This window comes from Bacteroides caecigallinarum, assembly GCF_021530995.1.
Lineage (GTDB): Bacteria > Bacteroidota > Bacteroidia > Bacteroidales > Bacteroidaceae > Phocaeicola > Phocaeicola faecigallinarum.
In genome coordinates this window covers 1-23,619 of the sequence record NZ_JADYTF010000018.1, presented here as the reverse complement: position 1 = coordinate 23,619, position 23,619 = coordinate 1, and the positions used below count along the sequence as shown (strand labels likewise).

Here is a 23,619-nt window from a genome sequence, read left to right as displayed (position 1 = left end):
CATCCGCTTATGTTCAAGTTTAAATATTTCCGTTGGACTATACTTCTGTTACTATTCCTGTTTGTCATTCTCTCGTCGATGAATGTCGGTGTCGCAGAGTTTTATTCACGTAGCATTTATCCGTCATTGTCATACGTGCTTTCTGCATTATCATCCGTTGTGCCGTTTTCTCTTGATGAAACAGGTATATTTCTGATGATATTGTCGGTCGTAGTATTTCCGTTCGTATGGCGGATACGCAGAAAGTTGAAATGGAGAACAATTCTTATTCGCGAAGTAGAAATGCTTTTATGGATATACGTATGGTTTTATATCGGTTGGGGAATAAACTATTATCGTGAGAGCTTTTTCACAAGAGCCGGTGTTTCCCCTGCTAAATATGATGAACAGCGTTTTAAAGATTTCCTGTATTCATATACCGACAGTCTGAACAGTTACTGTTGTGATATTGATACAGTCATTACGGAGCATGTTCATAATGAGATAAAATCATCTTACAGAAAAATATCAGATGTTTATGGTCTCACCACTCCCCGTTCGTTTCAGCATCCAAAGATACTTCTCTTCAACTCCCTTTATTCCGGTTCCGGTGTTCTTGGGTTTATGGGACCGTTCTTTGCAGAGTCGCATATCAATATGCAGATTACTCCGTTGGAATATTCTTTCACGTACGCTCACGAACTTTCCCATCTCTTGGGAATAAGCAGCGAGGCGGAAGCAAATCTTTGGGCATATCAGACCTGTCTCCTTTCTTCTGACCGGAAAATAAAGTATAGCGGATATTTCGGACTCTTTCCATACGTGCTGATGAATGCGCGGGGTCTGTTGAATGAAGAAGATTATAAAAAATGGATTTCCGTTGTTCGTCCGGAAGTGATAAACCAGTATAAAGAGAAACGCGAGCATTGGTCATCTCTCTATAATCCTTTGCTTGGAGAGATTCAGTCGGCAATGTATGAACTTTATCTGAAAGGAAACAGAATTTCGTCAGGACAGAAAAATTATGCTGAGGTAATTGGTCTTTTGTTGTCTTTACCTGATGAAGGTATAAAAATGCTTGCTGAGAATTAAAAAAATCGAGTATCAGTACGTGATGACTCTGATTTTTTAATTCTCGCAATCCTGTCAATAGCTGTATTATATAATAATTTGTAGCAATCTGTTAGTTAAATGCTCGTAATACAGCGTTAAATATAACATAAGTATTAATAAAGTTTGTATGTGGATGTCTTTTTGATATTGTTTGTTTGAAGATTTTTATTGATAATCTGGAGAAAATTCCTGATTTAGCCTTCCTGTTGCCCTTAAATACTCGGTTTCATAAATTTTATATTGCGTTTGTGCTTCGATAAGATTGCTTTTCGCCTGCTTCCACTGAGACTGTGCATCAAGCAGGTCAGTAAGCAGTGCCATCGAGACATTATATTTGTTATTGGTTACTCTCAAATTCTCTTCTGCCTGTTTAAGTCCAATCTCTGCCGTCCTGATAAGCCGGTAACCATCGTAAACATTTTTCAGAGCACTTTGAGCTTCCAAAGTCATAAGCCGTGAGTTCTTGCTTAATTCCAGTTCCGCATTCTTGAAATCAAGCTTTGCCTTTTTCACTTTCTTCAGATTTGCTCCCCACTCGAATATCGGAATTTTCACAGACAGCATTACTGCCCCTAACCCATCACGAAATTCCTGTGAGTGCGGCATCATGGTTCCGTTGCCTGCGTCAACCATACTGTTAAGCTTGATATTGCCGTAATAGGTATATCCTGCCACAAGTCCTACTGTCGGCAGCATGTTTGCGCGCGACATCTGTATTTGCTTTTGAGAGGCATCCATCTGATGCTTGAGCAGATTGAGCTCCGGACGTCCGTTAATGTCGGCAGTCAGCAGTCCCGGCTCGTTAACGTGTATCGTTGTGTCGGTAAGTTCAATTTCAGCATTTGAGTCTATGCCGGTAATTCTACATAGCGACATGCGGCATAAGTCCTCTCCGTTCTTGGCCTTCTGCATCTGATATAAAATATCACTCCTGCTTGCCTCTATCCTCAGAAGCTCATTCTCTGTGCTCAGTCCTGCTCCAACAGCGGTTTTCACTTGAGAGAACAGCGAATCCATCTGTTCTTTATAACTGTCCAGCATTTTTACCTTTTGCCTGACAGCAATCAGTGTCCAGTAGGCATTGTCAGCTTCCACCAGCACGTCCATCATTGTCATCCTTTTCTGTTCGGCTGCTATAGACTCTCCCAGTTTTGATAGTTTCTTTCCTGTCATTATCTTCCCTCCTGCATACAGTGGTTGCGTAAGGGTAATTCCTGCCATATACATTCCACGCATTCTGAGGTCCATACCCATCATGTCCATATCCGGGAATATGTATGTTCCGGTGGCTGAAGCCTCGAATTTCGGCAGGAAAGCCGAAGTAGCTATTTTATTGTCCAGTTGCGACTGCAGGTATTTGTGTTCAGCCTGTTGCAGAGACTCGCTTTGCGATAAAGCCATTTCCCGACACGAAGCCAGATTTAGCTTTATAGTCTCCTGTGCTTTTATATTTATATTATGGATAAAAATAAAAGCTGTTGTTGTAAATAATATTTGAAAAAATCTGTATCTCATTTTTATAAAGATTGATGTATGTAATTAAGCTTTCTTTATATTGAAAAGTACCGTATAGAAGATAGGCAACAATATCAATGTGATAAGTGTACCTACTGCCAGTCCTCCCATTATGGTGATAGCCATAGAGCTGTACATCGGGTCGGTAATGAGAGGTATCATGCCTACTATTGTGGTGAGTGATGCCATCAATACCGGGCGTACTCTGGATACGGTAGCTTCTATAACTGCGGTATATGGCGTTTTCTTTTCATCAGTCTGCAGTCTGTTTATTTCATCAACAAGTACAATCGCATTCTTGACCATCATGCCTATCAGTCCCATCATACCTATGATTGCCATAAATGTCATAGGCTGGTTTGTTATCAATAATGAAGGGACAATGCCGCAAAATACGAACGGGAAGCATATCAGAATGAGTATAACCTTTTTCCAGCTGTTGAATAGCAACAGAAGTATTGCAAGAATTATAAAAATAGTAAGCGGTACATATTTCAAAAGGTTTGCAATGGCATCGCCTTGCAACTCTCCTTCGCCTACCCATCTCATGGAATATCCTGCCGGTAGTTCGATCGCTTCTATGTCTTTTTTTATCGATTCCACCACTTTTGCCGGAGTCGCTTCATTAATTTCTGTATTCGGATCACATTCCGCTTCAATGACTCTTTGACCGTTCAGACGCATAACCACATCTTCGTTCCATTCCATAGTGATGCTTTCCGCTACCCTGCTAAGAGGTGTTGAACGGAAAATCTTGTCTTGAAGTTCGCTCATGCCTTTTCCTCCGGCAATGGCTGAGTTGAGTTCATCATTTGAAAGATGCAGGTTCATCATGCTCCATACAGGAATATCGTTCAGGTCGCTTATGCGGCTTCCGTCTTCGTTTCTGACCAGCATGTTTACAATTATAGTCCTGTCCTGTTCGTTTATTACTCCTACAGGCATCCCATCTGTAGCAGCCATAAGGGCGTTGGCTATGTCGCTCCTTCCCACACCTGAACGCAGTGCGTCCTGTTGTAAATATTTCGTGACGTAAGATTTTCCGTAAGGTTTCCAGTTGTTTTGTACTGAATAAGGATCAACATATTCGCATTTCCTCATTATATCTTCCGCCTTGCTGCTCAATTTTTTCAAGACAGCCGGATCCGGACCGGCGAATTCCACTTCAACCGTATGCGATGTAGATATAGAGAAATTATATTTCCTGCAGCGTATGTATGCGTCAGGATATTTCTCCCTCAAAATACGTCTTACTTCCGGTATTTGTTTCATGACGGTATTGTAGTCCTTGCAGTCTATAATCAGTTCACCGTAACAATCACCGCCGGACGTCATAGGTCTTACAAGGCAGTAATGCGCGGGTGCGCTTCCCTGGCTAACAGCAATTCTTTCTATGTCTGGACGCTCAGATAACAGATTACTCATGTCCAGAAGTTTGTCGCGTACAACATTCGGACTGGTGGCTGAAGGGAAAAAGCATTCTACTACATATTGTTTATAATCGAAATCAGGGAAGAACATGTTTTTTACTTTCCCCATTCCTAAAACACATACAACCAGTATTGTGACTGCTATACCTATAGTTATTTTCTTATGTCCTATCAGTTGTGATATGGCATTACGTACAAACTTGTGTATCGGTGAATTCATTACAGTATTTGTTGCGTCGCCTACTGCATGTTCCCTTACAGGAAGCCACGTCTTGGCACATACCGGAACCTGTACGAGGGCCAAAATCCAACTTGCCAGAAGGCTGACACATAATACAAGGAACAAGTCGCCTGCATATTCTCCCGCAGAGTCCGGCGAAAGGTAAACACACAAGAATGTGGAAGCAGCTATGACAGTAGCTCCAAGTAGCGGCATGGCTGTGTTGTTCCCTATCCTGTACAGGTAGTTCTTTGGTGACAGTCCGCGCTTCTTGTCTATAAGGATACCGTCCATTATCACTACAGCATTGTCCACAAGCATACCCATAGCTACTATGAATGCTCCCAATGATATTCGTTGTAGTGTGGTTCCGCATACTAATAATATAGGGAAAGATACTGCAACAGTAAGTATAAGACCAAAACCTATAATCAGACCGCTACGGAATCCCATGGTGAATATCAGTACCAATATTACTATGGCTACTGATTCTACAAGATTCCACATGAATGATGATATGGCATCTTCTACCTTGTCAGGCTGGAAAAATATCTTCTCTGTATTCATTCCGGCAGGAATGCTTCTCATAATTTCACTGAGACGTTTATCCACTGCCTTACCTACATCGGGCACTATGGCTGACGATTCCATCGCGATACAGATTGCAAGCGCTGGCTTGCCGTTGACGAAGAAACCGTTCCTTTGAGGCTCAGAGTATGTCTTTTCAATTTTTGCTATGTCTCCCAATCTTATCGTCTTGCCGTCTATAGTCTGTATCAGAAGATTCTTTATGTCGTTTTCATCCTTGCTTTCGGAGTCCACATAAATAGGAATAAGTTCGTTTCCGCCTTGATATTTCCCGGCATTTACTGTCTTGAAAGCACCTTGCAGAGTGGACATTATCTGTGTAGGTATTACCCCGTTCCTGGAAATCTGTTCTTTTGACAAAGTTATGTTTATAACCTCATCACGGTTACCTGCAATGTTTATTCTTTTTACTCCTTTTACACTTGACAGCTCACGTTTTATCAGTTTGGCGTATTTGTACATTTCAGGATAATCATATCCGTCGGCAGTAAATGCGTAAAAAATGCCATAGACGTCCATCATGTCGTCTATTACTATCGGGTCATAACATCCTTGAGGGAGTCTGGAAGAAGCATCGTTTACCTTGCGGCGCATCAGGTCGAAGTGCTGTTCAAGGTCTTTTGTAAGGACTGTCATCTGGAATTCTACGGTAAACATAGCCATTCCGTTCCGGCATTCTGTCTTTATCTTGTTTACGTTTGGAAGAGCTCGTAATTCTTCTTCCATCATGAGTGCCACTTTGAGTTCAACCTCGTGTGCACTTGCTCCCGGATATGGCACTATCACCATTGCCTGCTTGGCAGAGACCGCAGGGTCCTCAAGTTTTGGCATCTGTATGAATGACAGTATTCCGGCAATTATTATAGCTGTTACGAACGACCAGAATAGCATTGGTCGTTTCATAAAGTATTCTGTAATTCTTGTCATATCAGTCCTCCGACATTACTCTTTTCCGGTTCTTCTATTACTGTTACCTTTTCTCCCTCCAGCAATGAGTTCACTCCTGCACGTACAATCCTTTCTGTGCCGTTAAGTCCTTTTATTACTGTAACCTGCTCTCCTGAAAAGTTATTGTCGATGGTTATCACTCTTTTTTCTATTGTAGAGTCCTCTTTCAGAACCCATACGCAAGAGTTGCCATCGCTCTTGAATACTGAACATAGCGGTATATTAAAGTTTCCGGTACTATCAGTATTCTCATTTACAGTCAAACATACCTCTATGTTCATGCCCGGTGTAATTCGTTTTTTCGGGTCTTCTTTAAATTTCAGACATAGTTGGTATAACTGGTTCCCGTCTGCTTTTGGTGATACGCTTATGAAATCCATAGGATATGTTTGTGATTCTTTTTCTGACGAAACTCTGCAGTCATAACTTATCACGTTATTGATGACTTTAAATGTACTTGACGGTAAATCGGTATTGACCTCCAGATGCGAGACATCAAGGAATGTAAATAATGGTGTACCTGCATCAACCATCTCTGCAGGCGAGAAATTTACTGTCTGTATGTATCCGTCAGTTGGTGAGTATAGTTTTGTATATCCAAGCTTGTTTTTGTTTACTTGAAGTTGAATTCCAAGTTGTTTCAGCCCGGCATTAGCTTTTTCGTAATCATTTGCCGAAACGCTTTTCTGTTCAAACAGCTTTCTTGTTCTTGCCACTTCATCTTTCAACTGGTCATATTGGATTTGAAGAGCATCAACGCCTAATTTATAATCTGCATCGTCAAGCTCTGCAAGAAGCTCACCTTTCCTTACACGATCCCCTTCCTTTACGTGTATGTATTTTATCTGTCCGGCAGTTTTAAATCCTAAGCTGATTTCGTGTGCTTCACGGACTATTCCTGAATAACTTTTTGTAACAGTTTTACACGATGGTGAGGGACATGTTACTTCAACACTATGAACAGGTAAAGAGCTCTTTTGCGTTTTGCCGCATGAGCATAATATACATATTAATAATGTAGATGTACATACTAAATTCTTTTTTTTCATACTTAATATGTTTTTATGTTTATAATATACTCTTTTTATTGTGCAAAATTGCCGATTTATTTATTCCCTCATGTTATCAAAAAGGATGGCAAATTGGTCAAAAGGATTGATAAATGGTGCATAATCATTTAATTTGTATATATTTGTTCTTCAAAAGGTATAATATGATTTGTTATGAAAAACGATAATATTTTTTTGAACTTGAATCTCAGTGATTTGTCTGCATTGCCTGATGCCATTCACATTGACAATAAGTTCATACTTATTGATAATTTTGATGATACGGAAAATGATGAGAACACTAAAGGATTGTCGTTTGCCAATTATCCTATGAAATTATCTTTTACAATAGTTATACTTATTGTTTCAGGAGGAATAAAAGTCAAGATTAATCTGGAAGATTTTGAGGCGGGTGCGGGTGATGCCATTACCGTATTCAAAGGGAATATAGGTGAATTCTGCAGCCTGTTGCCAAATACTCGTATTGCAGTTATTGCCTTTTCTGATGAATTTTTCAATGTGATGAAGCATATTGGTACTGCCATTTCCATACAGCAGCAGATTTATACAAACCCGGTGTCGCACATTGAAAAGGGATTCTTTGAAGATTCGCTTGACATATATAAAAAAATGAAATCAAAATTGTCCGAAGTTGATAATATATTTCGCGAAGGAGCTCTTCAGGGTTATACTCAGGTTTTGATGTTCAATGCCTACAATTATTTTACCAAAATGAAGAATAATGTGAATAGCTCTTCTGAATATAACAGGAACCAGGAAATCTATTCCCGTTTTATTCAGGCTGTTCAGAAGAATTACGTCCAAGAACGAAGTATAACGTATTATGCGGATTTGTTATGTATTTCGCCAAAATATCTTTCGCAGGTAATAAAGAATGTTACGGGAAGACTTGCCGGTGAGTGGATTTCCGATTATGTAATACTTGAAGCAAAAGCATTGCTGAAAAGTAATAAATATACGGTACAGCAGGTGTGTGATATGCTGAATTTTGCCAATCAGTCTTTCTTCGGAAAATATTTCAAAAAGAGAACCGGAATGTCCCCTAAGGCTTATATGAAAAGTTAAAAGAAACGGATAGAATTGTTTTTGCGCAATCCTGTCCGTTTCTTTATTTTCTGTTCTGTATATGTTATGGCATGAATGCATCCATTATTTCTGTTGGTCTGCCATCCTCTGTAAATGCGCCGAGACGGTATTTGTTAGGTTTGCATTCAGGTTCCCAATAGAATACACCTTTGCAAATGCCATCAGTGCTTTCAATACATTTTGTTATTAACTTTCTCAGCAGTTTGTAACCTTTATTCAGTGTTTCCTTGTTGGCTAAGTTGCCATTATCGTCCGCACATTCCATTCCGGTTTCTACTATCATCACATCACAATTATATCTCTCGTTTACGAGTCTTATATTCTCAATACAATCGTTTATGGTCTTTTCCGGAGTATATTCCGGTTTTTCCATCATTGTCCAGTAAGGATAGATAGACATTCCTATCATATCCCATTTGCCACCGTTTGCCTTCAGTTCATCGAAGAACCAGCGATACAGTTCTTTGTCGTATCCATTGTCAAGATGCACAATAACTGTAGAACCCGGAAAAACTGATTTTACTGCGTCATATCCAGAGTTAATAAGCTCTGCCAGGTTTTTCCAGTTCATTCTGAATTTTACAGCAGTTGATTTGCTTCCAGACTCTTTTACATCACATTCGCGGATATCATATGAAGCACCGCTTGTTTTCGGATTCTCATCCCAAAGCATACCCGGACGTATCTCATTGCCAACCTGTATCCATTTAGGAGTGATTCCTTCTGCTTTCAATGCTTCAAGAACTTCTTTAGTATGGTCTGCCATTGCTGTCTTCAGTTTGTTAAAGCTGAGATTTTTCCATGCTGCAGGCTTATGCTGTTGTCCCGGGTCTGCCCACCAGTCGCTGTAATGGAAATCCACCATCAGCTCCATTCCGTTTGCCTTGGCGCGGCGTGCCAGCTTAAGCATATCTTCCTTGCTGCTCCAGCCTTCTTTAGGATTAACCCATACACGAAGACGGATAGCATTAAGACCAAGTTCTTTCATCAGTGAGGTACATTCCTTTTCCTCTCCTTTATTATTGTAGAATTTGTGTCCCTGCGATTCCATTTCTGTAACCCAGCTGATGTCTGCACCCTTATAGAAAGGTTCATAATCTTCTTTTTCTGCCGAATATTCCGTTACAGGTATTTCAAACTCTCCTGTCTTCAATCCCTTGGCCGACGCGCGAAGACGAATCTTTCCAGGTTTCTCTCCTGCTTGTAGTATCACTGTCAGCATTCCGTTGAATGCATGCATCTCCGGTTTGTGGAACAAGTCAAGGCATGTAGGGTCACCATTGGCTGAGGCTCTGTACTTTCCGGCACCATCAACACGTAAGTTAACCAGACGTCCGTCTGTAGGACAGAGATTGCCGCCCTTGTCTTCAATGCGAAGAGTTACATAAGCCAAATCTTTACCATCGGCTTTAAGACTTGTGTAGTCTGAAACAAGTTTTATACGGTAAGGTTTTCCTGCGGTATGTATGGATTTTTCAGCGGCTTTACTACCGTCGCTGTTGTAAGCTATTACTTTCACTTCTCCCGGCTGATATTTCACATTATGCCACATCAGACGGTAGCGGTTCACTACTGTAGAGTCATTCTTTGTCCTTATTCCCTGGCTAACCCCGTTTACGAACAGTTCAGCCGAAGGATAATTGGTATATACGAACACAGGCACATCCTTTCCTTCATGTCCTTCCCAGTTCCAGTGTGGCAGTATATGCAGAGTTTCAGCATCCTTGTTCCATACACTTCTGTAGAGATAATATCTGTCTTTAGGAATAGACGCAAGGTCAATTATACCGAACATGGAGCTATGGTTAGGCCATGCATCGGTGTCGTATGGGCTTGGCTCGCCAAGATAGTCGAATCCGGTCCATACGAACTGTCCTATAGTCCATTCATGGTCTTCTGCAAGTGCAAAATCTATATCAGGAATATTTGACCATGAACAGTATTCAAGGTCGTACGAAGAAGACTGGTGGTCGTCGTATTTAGCGTCTGCCTTGCTTTCAGCCGGAAATTTATATACCCCTCTTGAACTTACCGTAGAAGATGTTTCAGAGCCTAAGACTATGTTTTGAGGCAGTCTTTCATAGGCTTCCTCATAGCGGTGTGCACGATAGTTGAATCCCGGGATATCAAGCATAGCTGCAAATCCGTTGTTCAGTACACAGCTCACCTGGTCCATACCACATGTAACAGGGCGTGTAGGGTCTTCCCTATGGCAAATATCCTGTAGTAATTTTGCCACTTTATAACCCTCAGGACTACACTGTGTAGGCACTTCATTACCGATACTCCACATCACGACACATGCATTGTTACGATACTGTCTGAGCATGTTTACCATATCTTTTTCAGCCCATTCGTTGAAGAAACGATGATAGCCGTTGTCGCACTTGGCTATGTCCCATTCATCAAAAGGCTCAATCATCATCATAAAGCCCATTTCATCGCATAGCTTTACAAGTTCCGGAGCAGGCATATTGTGCGCAGTTCTGATAGCATCGCATCCCATGTCTTTCAGCAACTTCAACTGATGACGTAGAGCAGATACATTTACAGCTGCTCCAAGCGGACCTAAGTCATGGTGATTGCATACTCCCTGAAACTTACGGTGTTTTCCGTTAAGGAAGAAACCCTTGTCGGCTATATACTCTATTGTTCGTATTCCAAATGTTGTGGAGTATGTGTCCTGCAGAGTTCCGTCTGCGTAAATCTCTGAAACAGCTTTGTAAAGATTAGGTTCTTCAGGTGACCATAACAATGGATTGTTCACAACAAAATTCTGTGTGAACGGCTGTCCGTGATTTATAAATCCCTGGTTGTTCTTGATGGCAACAACCTTGCCTTCAGGGGAATATATTCTGGTGATTACTGTCAGTTTCTTTTTATCAGCATTTTTAATCTCTGTGCGAAGATTTACAGAAGCGTAATCCTTTCCTACATGAGGGGTAGTAATCTGTGTACCCCATACCGGAACATGTATCTTTTCTGTAGTTATTACATGCACATTTCTGTAAAGTCCGGCACCCGGATACCATCTTGAAGACTGAGGCCTGTTTTCAAGGCGTACGGCAAGGATGTTGTTTTTACCATCCTTGTTAATAAGGCTTGTAACGTCGCAGTGGAATGAGTTATATCCCAAAGGCCAGAAACATGCTTCCTGTCCGTTGACATATACACGAGCCTCACTCATTGCTCCATCGAATACGAGTGTAGTCTGTTTGTCATTGTCAACATTGAATGTGGTCCTATACCATCCCACACCTACATATGGCAGTCCTCCTGTACGTCCGGTTTTTACAGAAGCCTGTGTCTCAAAGTTCTGAGTGATAGCCACATTCTGCAAGTCATTGTTTCTGTCGAACGGACCGAATATAGCCCAGTCATGAGGAACTGTTACATTTTCCCATTTGCTGTCATTATAGTCAGATTCCTCAGCTCCGGAAGCCTCACCTTTAAAGAATTTCCATCCCTTTTCAAGGGTTTGAATGTTTCTTTGGGCATTTGCGTTGCCTGAGAATACAGGTACAAGAAAAAGTAATGCTGTTATTAATTTAGTCAGTTTCATTAAGTAAAAAGTTTATTATATTCAATAAGGTGTAAATAAAAAAGAAATAGATGATAAATGCCTTGTCGTTTTCTATAAATATAAGCTGTGTTTTTATATATATAACTTGTATTTATAAAAACATAAGTTGTGTTTATATATATACAGTCTGTATTTATAGAATATGTGCGTGCGGAATAAGTTTCTTTTCCGTTAGTAATGAAGATTTAAACAGCGCTTAAACACTGTTTAAACGCTGTTTAAATTTGTATTTGAATCTGATACCTATTGCATTATCTCTTGAAAGCGTTGAGTGAGTTCGTAGGATAGCCTTCATCATTGAACATACCTTTTTGGTATCCTTCCCATCCGGCATAGCATTGTGGTTCCCATGCGAACACTCCCAGGCATCCTTCAACTGCTTTAGCTTTCGTGATAAAATCTGTATAGAATGCTTCTGCTTCTTCGTAGTTCCATGGAATACCTATTTCACACATCATTACTTTAGTGTTGTATTTGCTTATTAGTGCTTGCATATTGGCTATGCAGTCATCATTCATCTTTTTCCAATCTTTTTTAGCCTCATTATCTCCATCCGGTTCCGGATAAAGTGACATTCCAATAATATCCCACTTAGCGCCATTTTCTTTTAATCCATCGAAAATCCAGTTATATCTGTTGGGATTATTACCTTCATCAATATGTATAATAACTTGTGCGTCTGGATATATTTCTTTTACAGCATTATATCCGCTTTTTACAAGTTCTGCAAAGTTTGCTGTATTTCCGTTTGATGCTTTTCCATCGTTCCAAAGCATACCAGTACGTGTTTCATTTCCAACTTGTACCCATTCTACATCAATTCCTTTATCTTTAAGTGCAGATAATACGTCTTTTGTATGTTCTGATACCGCATTTTTAAGTTCGTCAAAACTATAATTTTGCCATGCTGCCGGCTTTGTCTGATTTCCCGGATCAGCCCACGTATCACTATAGTGGAAGTTAATCATCAGTCTGTATCCTAGATTATGAGCTCTCCATGCTTTGATGATTACATCTTCTTTTGAGCACCATCCTTCTTCAGGGTCAACCCAGACACGCAGTCTTATGGCATTCATTCCGAGTTCACGAAGCAGTTCCATACATTCACGTTCTCTACCTTTTGAATCGTAGAATTTTCTGCCTGATGCCTCCATTTCTGTAAGCCAGCTTACGTCTGCTCCTCTTGCAAATCCGGTCATGTCATACCCATCTGTAGGATCATCTGTTCCTTCTGTTTCAGGGAATGTAGGTTTTTCATCATTGTTACATGATGTTGTCATGGCTCCGCATACTATTGCAAACGCCATGAATAAGTATTTAAGTTTTTTCATGATTTTATTCAGTTTATTCGGTTATTTCTTTATAACTCCATGTCATTGTATTTAAATCTACTGTTATTGAAATATTCAGTGTAACATTCCAATCATAACCATAAATCCAAAGGGCACCGGCACCTATAGATAATTCTTGTCCGTTAGGGTTGCTTTCACTCCATGTACTTCCGTATAAGGAATATGTGCTTTCATCTACGAATATGAAATCGAAATTATATAATCCATTGAATATACCTTTATAAACTCCTACTGACTCTTTGGATAATGTTATTATTTTTTCAGTGATGGTAGAGTTTGTCTTATCATACTTGTACATGGTTATTTCTTCTGGAAAATCTTCTTGATTATCTGTATAGCTCCATGTTCCTTCACTTAAATTTACTGTAATGGTTACGTTTACCGTATTACCGCCATTAAACCACATATCCCATTTATCTTCAGATGATGAGAGTTTAGTGTTGTCGTTGGGGGCACAACCATACCATACGGAGTTTGTTCTATCAATAATCTGGAAATCAAGTTTATCACCTGAATATGTACCAGTATAGATACCTTTGTCTTTATTTACCAGATTTAATGTCGTTAGAGCTACTTCACTGCCATCATCATTGTAATGTACTACATCAAGAGTCTGAGAATACGATGACGGTATGTCTGTTCCTCCAGCTTCAACATATACTTTTCTGTCGTTTGGATTTATTAAATCCAGTTTTATAGTACATTCTCCAGCCTCTGGTATTGTTACAGAAATATTTCCTGCGTTGTCAGCAAGTACAAGATTATTGTTTTCATTTGCAAATGCAACGTTTACAGGAATGCCTGCGCCGTCGTTTGTTCCGGTCTCTACATTCCATTGATCACCGTTTCCGGAGATTGTAATGGTCTTTTCTCCTGCCTCAGTAGCGGTGAATGATGCTATCCATAAATTGTTTTCCTTGTCCAAAGTCAGGTTGATAGGGTTTTCACCTAGTCCTGATATAGCTAGAGAAGATATATAAAGTGCATCCCAAGTAGCTTCCTTTGTATTGACATTTACGTAGTAGCAACCAGTACTTCCCGGGAACCACATATTTTGTCTGTTGTTTCCTGCGTCACTTGTTATGTGGAAAGCTCCTTCATCACCAGCTGTTCCCCACATCAATCCGTTTCCTTCCTTAAGGAAGTAATGATACCATCCGTATGGAGTAAACATGAAACCACTGTATATTCCATTAGCCTCTGGAGAATATAAGATTACACCTGTTTCTCCCAGGTTAGCATTGTCATTGTTAGACTCAACAACTATTCCCGTGTTCATATCTATAACATACGGTGTAATAGCAACTCTTACCACATTACTATAGGCATAAGGTATGTTTTCGCCTGTTGTGCTTCCGAGGCGGAAGAATACATTATTCGCTTCACCGACCTTTGCTCCAAGTTCGTTTACAATAGAGTTAAGTTCACCACCATTGTAAGCTATAGAGTTAGATGTAGTTTCATTTTTGTAAACCTGTCCGGAGAAATCCTCTGACAGTGAAATCTCCATATAGTTTTTTGCTTTTGCAGCTGTTCCTACAGTTGTGTCGCTTATCTGTACATCCTGTCCTTTCCACGCAAACGATAGAACAATTTTTTGTGACATTTCAGATGTTAGAACGACATTGTCTGTAGTAGCTATGAGTTCACCTGAACCTAAACTTTGGAGATAAATTTTGTCTCCATCCTTCTCGCAAGATATTAATGCAAAGATTGATGCGAGGGTTATAAATATTTTATTTAAAGTTTTCATGTAATTGAGTTTTTAAGTTTTTGAGTTTTTAAGTTTATTGGGTTAAGTATCTATAAACTGATAAACTTACCTACTTATAAACTAATACTAATACTCTTCATTTTTCAGATTTGGATTGGCTGTCAGTTCTGCCGATGGAATAGGATAGTAATTGTATTTACTGTCAACAGAAGTGCCGTTACTTGATCCTCCTTTGAACTCCCACATATAGTCAGCAGTAGTAAAGCGGTTGAAACGTATAAGGTCTGTACGTCTGCTGCATTCCCAGTAAAGCTCACGGGCACGTTCATCAAGGAAGAACTGGAAATTATTTTCTTTAAGGTCTGTTTCTGTTACGTCCTGACTGTTATTGCCGAAAGCGCGTCCTCTCAATTCGTTTACATATCCCACTGCAATAGCTATATTTCCATTTCCTCCACGTGCAGTTGCTTCAGCATACATCAGATACACATCTGCTAATCTGAATAATGGATAGTCTGTATTTACCCCTCCTATATCTGTATTTGAGGCTGCTTCTCCATTGTCGTTCAGATTTGTCCATTTTTCAACAAGCCATCCGGTTGAAGCATCTTCCAGAGAGGTTACTTCTTGTGTCTGTCCGTCTGTGTAGAAACATCCTCTGCTGTCACCCTCTTCAAATAGGTCTGAAACAGCCTGACATATCCTCATTGACCCCCATCCTTTAGTCACTCCATAATCAGCAGGTTTCTGTGTAGCTGATGTTTGGCTTATAGCCCCGCATACCATATATGTTGATGAACCCCAAGAAATGGTGGTATTTGCATCAACAGGAAGAGTAAAAATTATTTCGTTTGTACGCAGATGGTTGTCTGCATTGAAAAGTTTTTTGTAGTCAGATTCAAGTGAATATCCCTGTCCTATTGCGCTTTGGCATGCAGCTACACATTCGTCGTATCTTGTATCTCCAATATAAGTTTGAGCATTTAGATATAGCTTCGCAAGCAGTGTATATGCAGCACCTTTTGAAGCACGTCCGTAAGGACATTCGTCTTTGCTCAGAAGGTCATTTTCTATCGCTTTAAGTTCAGACTCGATGTATCCGAACATATCCTTTGCCATATAGCGTGGAGGAATATAGCTTCCGACAGGATCGTTTTCTGTTACGAAAGGAATATTTCTGAACAAATCCATTGCGTGATAATAGAAAAGGGCACGCATAAAACGTGCTTCTGCACGATAATGAACTATTTCGCTGCGTTCGCTTTCTGAAAAACCACTTATTTTCTCGTCTGTCGCATTACGCAGAAATTCGTTACATAACGCGATATTATAATATATACGGTAATACATGTCGGCGACCCAAGGATTGTTGGCGTCCCATGAAAGGTTGCTTATATCAGTCAGATTATCACCACTGAGCCAAGTATATGCCACTTCATCTGTTCCTACTTCCTGAAGATTGAAATAGCAACGTATGTAGTCTTGTCCGTAATTGCTGGAGAGGTCCAGATTTCCATCTTTACCTTGTCCGGTTGTTACCATTGATACATATATTTTTCCCAATACGCTTTTATAGTTTTGCAGGCTGGTATATACACTTTCCGATGTAATATCTTCATGTGGATACTGGTCAAGGTCGCCTATACAAGATGTCGCAAACATTGCGGCTGTACACACTGACAATATGTAGATATATTTTTTCATGATTCTGTATTTTTATAATTAGAAATTAAGACCGATGTTTAAAGAGAATGTTCTTGGACGAGGATAGAACGTATTGTCCATTCCGTTTGGAACTTCCGGATCTACTCCGCTGTATTTTGTTATGCAGAATACGTTCTGTATCATTGCGCTTACATTCAGATTGCATGTATTGAATATCTTTCCGAAATTGTATCCCAAAGTAAGGTTGTCCATTTTCAGGAATGATGCATTCTCTACATAATAATCTGACAAATGCTGGCGTGTCTGGAAACCTGTTTCAAGATAACTTGCCGACAGGTTGTTGAGCTGTGCTGCGTTGTAGCTCATAGTTTCCATAGCTCCTGTGTTCATTGCCATTCCGTTATATACATAGTTGCCTATGTTTGCTCTAAAACTCATACCTAGGCTCCAGTTTTTCCAATTGAGCGATGTACTTAATCCCATAATATAGTCAGGGGCAGGAGAGTGATAACGGTATAAGTCGTCTGAGTTTATCACACCGTCCTTGTTAAGGTCGGCATATGCACCTTCGATAGGCTTTCCGGTCTTTTCATCGTAAAGCTGCTTGTAGACGTAGAACATGTAAGGTTCATATCCTTCAGTAAGTGTCTGGAACTGGTAACCGTCTATTGAAGGACCTACAGGAGTATTTGTCACTTCTCCTCCTTCTACGATAGAAAGATTTTTAACCTTCATTTTCTGCCATGTCATATTGAAACTGATATCCCAGCTGAGATCCTTTGTCTTTATAGGAGTGGCATTCAGTGAGAATTCAATACCCTGGCTGTCAACATTACCTACGTTTGTAGTGATAGTCTTGTCGAATGTAGAACCAGCAGCTGCCGGAACAGTGGCAATAAGGTCTTTTGTCTGACGGGTATAATAATCGAAACTACCTGTGATACGGTCTTCAAGGAATCCGAAATCGAAACCATAGTTCCATGAAGTTGTAGTTTCCCATTTCAAGTCTGACACATATGCTTCAGGACGATAGGTATAGATGTATTCATTACCCATGATGGCTTGAGCACCATCCTGGCTCTGTGTATATATAGGCAGATAATTGTAGTTTCCTATACCGTCCTGCTGTCCTGTTACACCATAGCTGGCACGCAGTTTCAATGTACTGAGTACATTCTGGTTTTTCATGAATTCTTCTTCAGAAATTCTCCATCCCAAAGCTACAGAAGGGAATGTACCCCATCTCTGTTCTTTGGCAAAACGTGAAGTGGCATCACGGCGCACAGTAGCTGTGAGCATGTATTTTGAGCCGAATGAATAATTCAAACGTCCATAGTATGACAGAAGTACGTGTCTCTCGTCTGTAGCTTTATATGATGTCTGTATTTCACCTGCCGCGTTCATGCTTGCCGAAGCCGGATTTACGGATTTCCAGTACTGATAGTCATAACCTATTGTCGCATCGAAACTGCTGTTCAGTGACTCTACCATCTTGTTGTAGTTGGCATAGATTGTAAGAAGTCTGTTCTCATTTTGTTGAGGGCCGTATGGATAGTAGTAACCGCCTGTAGTATAATATTGGGCAGCTTCAGGATTTACATAGTCTGAACCTTCGCCTTGTGCATAGTCGTAACCTAATGTAGCATGGAGTTTCAATTCCGGAAGGAAATGCATACGATAGTCAACATCGAAGTTACCGATGAAACGTATAACCTTACTGTGCGCATCGCGCTGTTCCAATAAGCCTAGAGGATTCAATACGCCACCTGTTACAGGTTTTCCATCGCTTGCAAGTCCTTCGGTATATCCTCCGAATGCGTCATTTCCTGAATAAACCGGTATGGTAGGATTCATTGTAGAGGCTCCCCATATTGCACTTGTATTTGCAAACTGGTTTTTATTCATTGAAGCCTTTGCGTTGATGTTGAATTTCAGATGGTCGTCAAAGAATGACGGTGACAATGACAAGCTGCCTGTTACCCTGTTTGCGTTGTCGGTCTTGAGCAGACCGTCCTGATTGTAATATCCTACAGAAACACGTATTGGAAGATTAGGAAGCACCTTACCTGATAGGCTAAGGTTATTATCAGTGCCAAAGGCATTGTGATAAATATAGTCGTTCCAGTCAGTTCTTTCAGTACCTAACAATGCCTGTTGTGCTGCCGAGCCCTGAGTCTTTACTACATTCACAAATTCATCGTAGCTAAGCATATCAGCCATGCGCGTGCGTGTCTGTATTGAGTTAGTTGTACTGAATGTTACTTTCAATTTGTCCGAAGCACCTTTCTTGGTCGTTATAATGATAACACCGTTTGATGCACGAGAACCGTAGATTGCCGTAGAAGAAGCATCCTTAAGGATTGTCATGCTCTCGATGTCATTTGGATTGATGAGGCTTAGGAAATTACCGTCGTTACCGCTGATACCTCCCTGTTCCAAAGGTACACCATCGAGTACGATAAGCGGGTCGTTGCTGGCATTAAGTGAAGCACCTCCACGTACACGTATTGTGCTACCTGCAGTTGGCGAACCACTGTTTGACATAATCTGTACACCGGAAATCTTACCGTTGATAAGCTGTTCTGGAGAACTTACCAGACCTGTGTTGAAGTCTTCGCTTGAAACGTTTGTTACCGAACCTGTAAGGTCGCTCTTCCTTTGAGTTCCATATCCGATAACAACTACATCGCTAAGCATTTGTGTGTCCGGTACAAGTTTTATGTTTATGGTATTCTGGTTGGAGTCCATAACCTGTGTATTATATCCAATATATGAAAACTGGATATTGCTTCCTTTGGGAACTTCAAGTGTGAATTTTCCGTCGAAGTCTGTAATTGTACCGATTGTTGTGCCTACCGCAAGGACACTTGCCCCTATAAGCGGTTCGTTGTTTTCGTCTAAAACTGTACCTGTGATAATTACGTTTCCTGCTTGTTGCGCGAGGACTGCGAAAGTATTTCCGGTCCATATTACCGAGAGTAACAATACTTTCAGAAGAATTTTAATGTTGCCTTTCATATTACGTATTAATTTTTTGTTATCGCAAAAGTAAGGAACATGTTATTAGTTAAGGGAAAAATATTGGACATATGAAGACAGAAATAGGACAAAAAGCACAAATGTCCTATTTCTTGTCCTTTTTATTGCTTATGTTGTTTATTCTGTCTGTCCGTTACCGGCTGAGTATTGTTTTGGCGTTTTGCCGAATATACTTTGGAAACTTTTCGAGAAGTACGAAGGATTTGAATATCCTACCATGTACATAACTTCGGCCACAGAGAACTTCTTTTGCTGTAATAGCATTGCCGCTTTTTTCATCCTTATGGATTTTATATATTCCACTGGTGAAAAGCCTGTCAGTTGCTTTATTTTCCTGTATATTTGTTTGCTTCCTGTTCCTGACAGTTCGGAGAGGGCGTTTACGTTAAGATCGCTGTCGGCTATGTGGTCTTCTATTATTTTTGTTATGTTGATAAGGAACTTTTCATCGGCCGAGGCACTGTTTTCTACCTGTTTTGGTGAGCCTATTTTTTCTATTCTGGCCTGTGCCTCAAATGTCTCTTTCTTATGTATTAGCAACTCAACTTTTCCGGTCAGTATTTCAGCGTCGAAAGGCTTTTGTATGAATGCGTCTATTTGTAGCTTTATACTGTTTCTTATAGTCTCCGAGTCGTCTTTTGCTGAGAGCATGATTATAGGTATGGTGGCTGTTGGCATGTTTTTCTTCAATATTTTACACATCTCCAGCCCGTTCATTACCGGCATCATATAATCGGTTATAATAAGGTCTGGTTTGTTTGTGTTCAGTATTTCCAATGCCTGCTTTCCGTTTTGTGCATATATACATTTATATTTGTCGGATAATATATTTTTAATCAGATTGTAAACATCTTTGTTGTCATCCACTATCAGGATTGTTGGCAAATCTTGTTTGTCTGTTGCATCGTTTTCTTCGCATATTGTTTCATTGTCCGTATTTAATGCCTTGTCAATCGGGAATGTCAGCGAGAAAACCGTTTTCTCTTTGTTGGAGAATACATTTACCGTTCCATTGTGCAGTTCCGTATATGTTTTTACGAGATATAGTCCTATGCCTGTTCCTTCATAGTGTTTCTTTGTAGCCGACGACTGGAAGAATCTCTGGAAAATGTATGCCTGTTCGCTTTCAGGAATACCTATTCCGTTGTCTGAAACTTTTATATTAACTTCTCCTTTTTCGTCATTATAGATTATTCCTACAGATATTTCTCCTCCTGTTGGAGTATATTTCATGGCATTCGACAACAAGTTCCCTATTATCGATTCTAGTTTTATTACATCCATGTCAACAAACAGTTTATCCACATTCGCGGAAAAATTCCATATATGATTTCCTTCCGTTTCTGCGTCTTTCTGTTTTTCATATATCTCATGTATTGAAGATATAAGCTCTATTCTTGAGGTTATAAGTATATGCTCATTATCTTCCACCCTGTTCATTTCTATCAGTTTGTGGATTTTGGCGTTTAGGTTTACTGCATTCTTATAAACTAAGTTCAGCATTTCTTTCTGTTTCGGATCTTTTGTTTCCAGCAGCAGTTTGCTGACAGGTGTAACAATCATTCCTACCGGATTTTTCAGGTCATGCGAAAGGTTCGACATAAATCTTATCTTTTGTCGTGTCTGTTCCAGAATTTTCTTTTTCTCAAGTTTTTCAATGTGAAGCCTGTTTTTTACCACGAAGAAATTTATTATCCAGCATACCAGTCCTATTGCAAGCAATATATACAATACTTTAGCCTCTATTGACAGATATATAGGAGGCAATATTTTTATATTGGCTATTTTGTATTTGATATCGCTGTTTTCCATATGCTTTACATACAATTCAAAATTTCCGTAAGGCATATTGTTATATACAATTATGTTTGAATTGTTGTTTACGTAATGCCATTCCGAGTCAATTCCAGACATCATGTACATGAAACCGTTTCTTTGTGAAGTGTTGTACTGAAAGTCCGAGAACTCAAATTTAAGGTTATTCTCCTTATAGTTGAAAGTAAAATGTTGACTGGCTGTAATGCCTTTTGATATATGGTCATTGTTTACCGACAATGCTGTGAGGTATATCCTGCCGGCATTTCCTGTGTCGTTTATTATTTCTGGCTCGCAGTATCCTATACCGTCATAACTGCCCATATAGACTTTTCTGTTATCTTTATCATAATACAAGCTGCTGAATATTTTTCCGTTGATATTTATCTTTTTCACATCAAGCGTTTCCTTGTTTACATAAAACAGCCCTTTAGCGGATGAAATCCATATGTTACCGTCTATTTCTGCAAGATGAAGTACATTGTTTTCCTTCCACTCTGTTCCTGTTTTTGATATGATTCCGGAATTAGGGTCAATTCTGGAAATACTTTTGTTTGTGCTAATCCATATCATCCCTTTCGAGTCGCATATAAGGAATTCCGGGTATTCGTCATTCTCTGTACATACAGAATAATTATAAATTTTTCCGTTTTCGGAGTCTATTTTCTGTACTTCTTTTGTGTTATACATTACCACCCATGCATTACCTTTCTTGTCTGTTACGGTTTGTTTCACGAACATACTTTTCAGGCCGTTGGCTGTTGTATAGTTCTTGTCAGCTATACATATTCCGGAACTGCATTTACGCAATTTGTTTTTATTCACTACAAATATACCTCCAAGACAACTGCTAATCCATAGATTGTTGTCGTTGTCTTCTGAAATGTAATAAGCCCAGTTTGAGTTGTGTGTGTATGTGGAATCCATTATGGAATAGTGTATAAACTTGCCGAATTTGTCGTCATACCGTTCTATACTGCCGTCAGTAGCAATCCACAGGTCATTTGATTTATCCTCGAATATATGCCGTATTCTGTTGTGCGACAGTTCCGAGTTTTTCTCTCCAACTTTAAACCATCTGCTTTTCTCTATATTGTTTGTTCCTTCCGTCTGTAATAATCCGTCAGTACCTCCAAACCAGTATCTTCCCTTACTATCCTTAAGAATGGTATAAAACATATTACCGTCATTGGTATTGCTTAATTCCCAAACCGGAATGAATGTATATTTATTGCTATTGTCTGTATATGATATACCGTTATCTGTACCGAGCCAGATATTTTGTGCTTTGTCTGTAGTTATGCACCATATAATGTTGTTTGATATAGACTGGCTGTTCCTTGAGTCGTGGATATAGTGCTTTTGTGTCTGTCCATCGGAAGAATATACGTACAGTCCGTTGTCGGTACCTATCAGCAGGTTCTTTTCGGAATCGTAACTCAGAGATTTTATTGAATTTCCGGTAAAATACGGTATTAGTATTGTAGTTCCGTTATTAATGTCATGACGGAACAGATTTCCTTCTGTACCTATCCAGATTATTCCTTTTTCTTTATTTTCTAACAGAACGTTTACGAAGATGTTTTTCCATGTCCTGTCTGTTGGGATATTTATAGAAGTTATGTTGTTGGAGTTGTCTATTTTGCATAATCCGTTGTAAGTGCCTACATACATATTTCCGTCTGCGGCTTTTATTATGGAATATATGGTTTTATGTGGTAATTTGTCTGTAGGAAATTCATATGTCGTCTTTGTTTCTATGTTATAGCGGAACAGTCCGTCCAGGGTTCCTATCCATAGCTCATTTCCGGAGAGTGTGAAACATCTGATGTCTTTAATCTTCTCTTGTCTGTGGTCATAGTACGTCCCTTTGGGGGTATTGTATGAAAAAAGTCCGTTATCTGTTCCTATAAATATTGAGTCAGAATGTATAAGTCCACAATATATTCTGGTTTCATATTTTTCTTTTTCTGTATTATGCTGAAAGAATGAATATCCATCATAGCTGAAAAGTCCTTTATTTGTTCCTGCCCATATCATTCCCAAAGAATCCTGCATTATGCATCCAAAGACTGAGGCGTTTGTGTTTGTATGCATTCTGCTGAACTGCATGTATGACACAACTTGTCCTGAGAGTATAGAAAAATATGATATGAATAGGATTATTATGTATATGGTATTTTTCATTTAGTGTATGGATAGTATAGTTGTTTTATACAAAAATAGGGACTTTTCTTAAAAAACCATTTTAATGTATGTTCTTTTTTTATTTATAATCTCTCTTTTTTGCAGTTCGCCACTATATTCTGTACGTTTGCCACTATTCAAGGTAACGTCTGTTTTTCATCATTATATAATCATTAATTTTGTATCAGACGTGCGACAAGAAGTCGTACAAGTAATTGTTCAGCATGATGTCTGAACCTGTTGTTCCGTCAACAGTAGCCTAAAGAGGCGTGCTTTACGAGTAATTGTTTGGTGCGAAGCCCTCTTGACAATATG

The 23,619-nt window shown here is 39.6% G+C and carries 10 protein-coding genes and 2 pseudogenes; 2 read left to right on the top strand and 10 right to left on the bottom strand.

What is annotated here, in order from left to right; genetic code table 11:
- Positions 1-9: 9 nt before the first annotated feature.
- The gene (locus I6E24_RS04350; protein WP_235326547.1) at positions 10-1,071 is read left to right on the top strand and encodes a DUF3810 domain-containing protein; all 1,062 of its coding nucleotides are present in this window, start codon (positions 10-12) and stop codon (positions 1,069-1,071) included.
- 186 nt (positions 1,072-1,257) lie between these two features.
- On the opposite strand, the gene I6E24_RS04345 is transcribed toward I6E24_RS04350, so the two are convergent.
- Genes I6E24_RS04345 through I6E24_RS04335 form a run of 3 tightly spaced genes read right to left on the bottom strand, consistent with a single transcriptional unit; the run spans position 1,258 to position 6,842 of the window.
- Positions 1,258-2,607: a TolC family protein gene (locus I6E24_RS04345; RefSeq protein ID WP_235326545.1), complete on the bottom strand. Its 1,350-nt coding sequence runs from the start codon at positions 2,605-2,607 to the stop codon at positions 1,258-1,260.
- 24 nt (positions 2,608-2,631) lie between these two features.
- Positions 2,632-5,748: an efflux RND transporter permease subunit gene (locus tag I6E24_RS04340; RefSeq protein WP_235326543.1), complete on the bottom strand. Its 3,117-nt coding sequence runs from the start codon at positions 5,746-5,748 to the stop codon at positions 2,632-2,634.
- 20 nt (positions 5,749-5,768) lie between these two features.
- Positions 5,769-6,842: an efflux RND transporter periplasmic adaptor subunit gene (locus I6E24_RS04335; protein WP_235326541.1), complete on the bottom strand. Its 1,074-nt coding sequence runs from the start codon at positions 6,840-6,842 to the stop codon at positions 5,769-5,771.
- A gap of 174 nt (positions 6,843-7,016) precedes the next feature.
- Here I6E24_RS04335 and I6E24_RS04330 point away from each other — a divergent pair, with 174 nt between their 5' ends.
- Positions 7,017-7,928, top strand: a complete 912-nt coding sequence (locus tag I6E24_RS04330; protein WP_235326539.1) for a helix-turn-helix domain-containing protein — start codon at positions 7,017-7,019, stop codon at positions 7,926-7,928.
- 64 nt (positions 7,929-7,992) lie between these two features.
- Here I6E24_RS04330 and I6E24_RS04325 read toward each other — a convergent pair.
- The 7 genes and pseudogenes from I6E24_RS04325 to I6E24_RS04295 all read right to left on the bottom strand — a co-directional run.
- Positions 7,993-9,021, bottom strand: a pseudogene (locus tag I6E24_RS04325) (glycoside hydrolase family 53 protein); the annotation flags it as partial.
- Between the two features lie 57 nt (positions 9,022-9,078).
- Positions 9,079-11,511: pseudogene (locus I6E24_RS04320) on the bottom strand (glycoside hydrolase family 2 TIM barrel-domain containing protein); the annotation flags it as partial.
- A gap of 272 nt (positions 11,512-11,783) precedes the next feature.
- Complete coding sequence (locus I6E24_RS04315; RefSeq protein ID WP_235326537.1) at positions 11,784-12,863, bottom strand: glycoside hydrolase family 53 protein; 1,080 nt, start codon at positions 12,861-12,863, stop codon at positions 11,784-11,786.
- 13 nt (positions 12,864-12,876) lie between these two features.
- The gene (locus I6E24_RS04310) at positions 12,877-14,637 is read right to left on the bottom strand and encodes a DUF5114 domain-containing protein (RefSeq protein ID WP_204507512.1); all 1,761 of its coding nucleotides are present in this window, start codon (positions 14,635-14,637) and stop codon (positions 12,877-12,879) included.
- Positions 14,638-14,724: 87 nt separating this feature from the next.
- On the bottom strand, positions 14,725-16,302 hold the full coding sequence (locus tag I6E24_RS04305) for a RagB/SusD family nutrient uptake outer membrane protein (RefSeq protein ID WP_235326535.1): 1,578 nt from the start codon (positions 16,300-16,302) through the stop codon (positions 14,725-14,727).
- An 18-nt stretch (positions 16,303-16,320) separates the two neighbouring features.
- The gene (locus I6E24_RS04300) at positions 16,321-19,281 is read right to left on the bottom strand and encodes a SusC/RagA family TonB-linked outer membrane protein (RefSeq protein WP_235326533.1); all 2,961 of its coding nucleotides are present in this window, start codon (positions 19,279-19,281) and stop codon (positions 16,321-16,323) included.
- A gap of 138 nt (positions 19,282-19,419) precedes the next feature.
- A complete protein-coding gene (locus I6E24_RS04295) occupies positions 19,420-23,229 on the bottom strand; it encodes a hybrid sensor histidine kinase/response regulator transcription factor (protein WP_235326531.1) in 3,810 nt (1,269 codons plus the stop codon).
- Between the last annotated feature and the right edge of the window lie 390 nt (positions 23,230-23,619).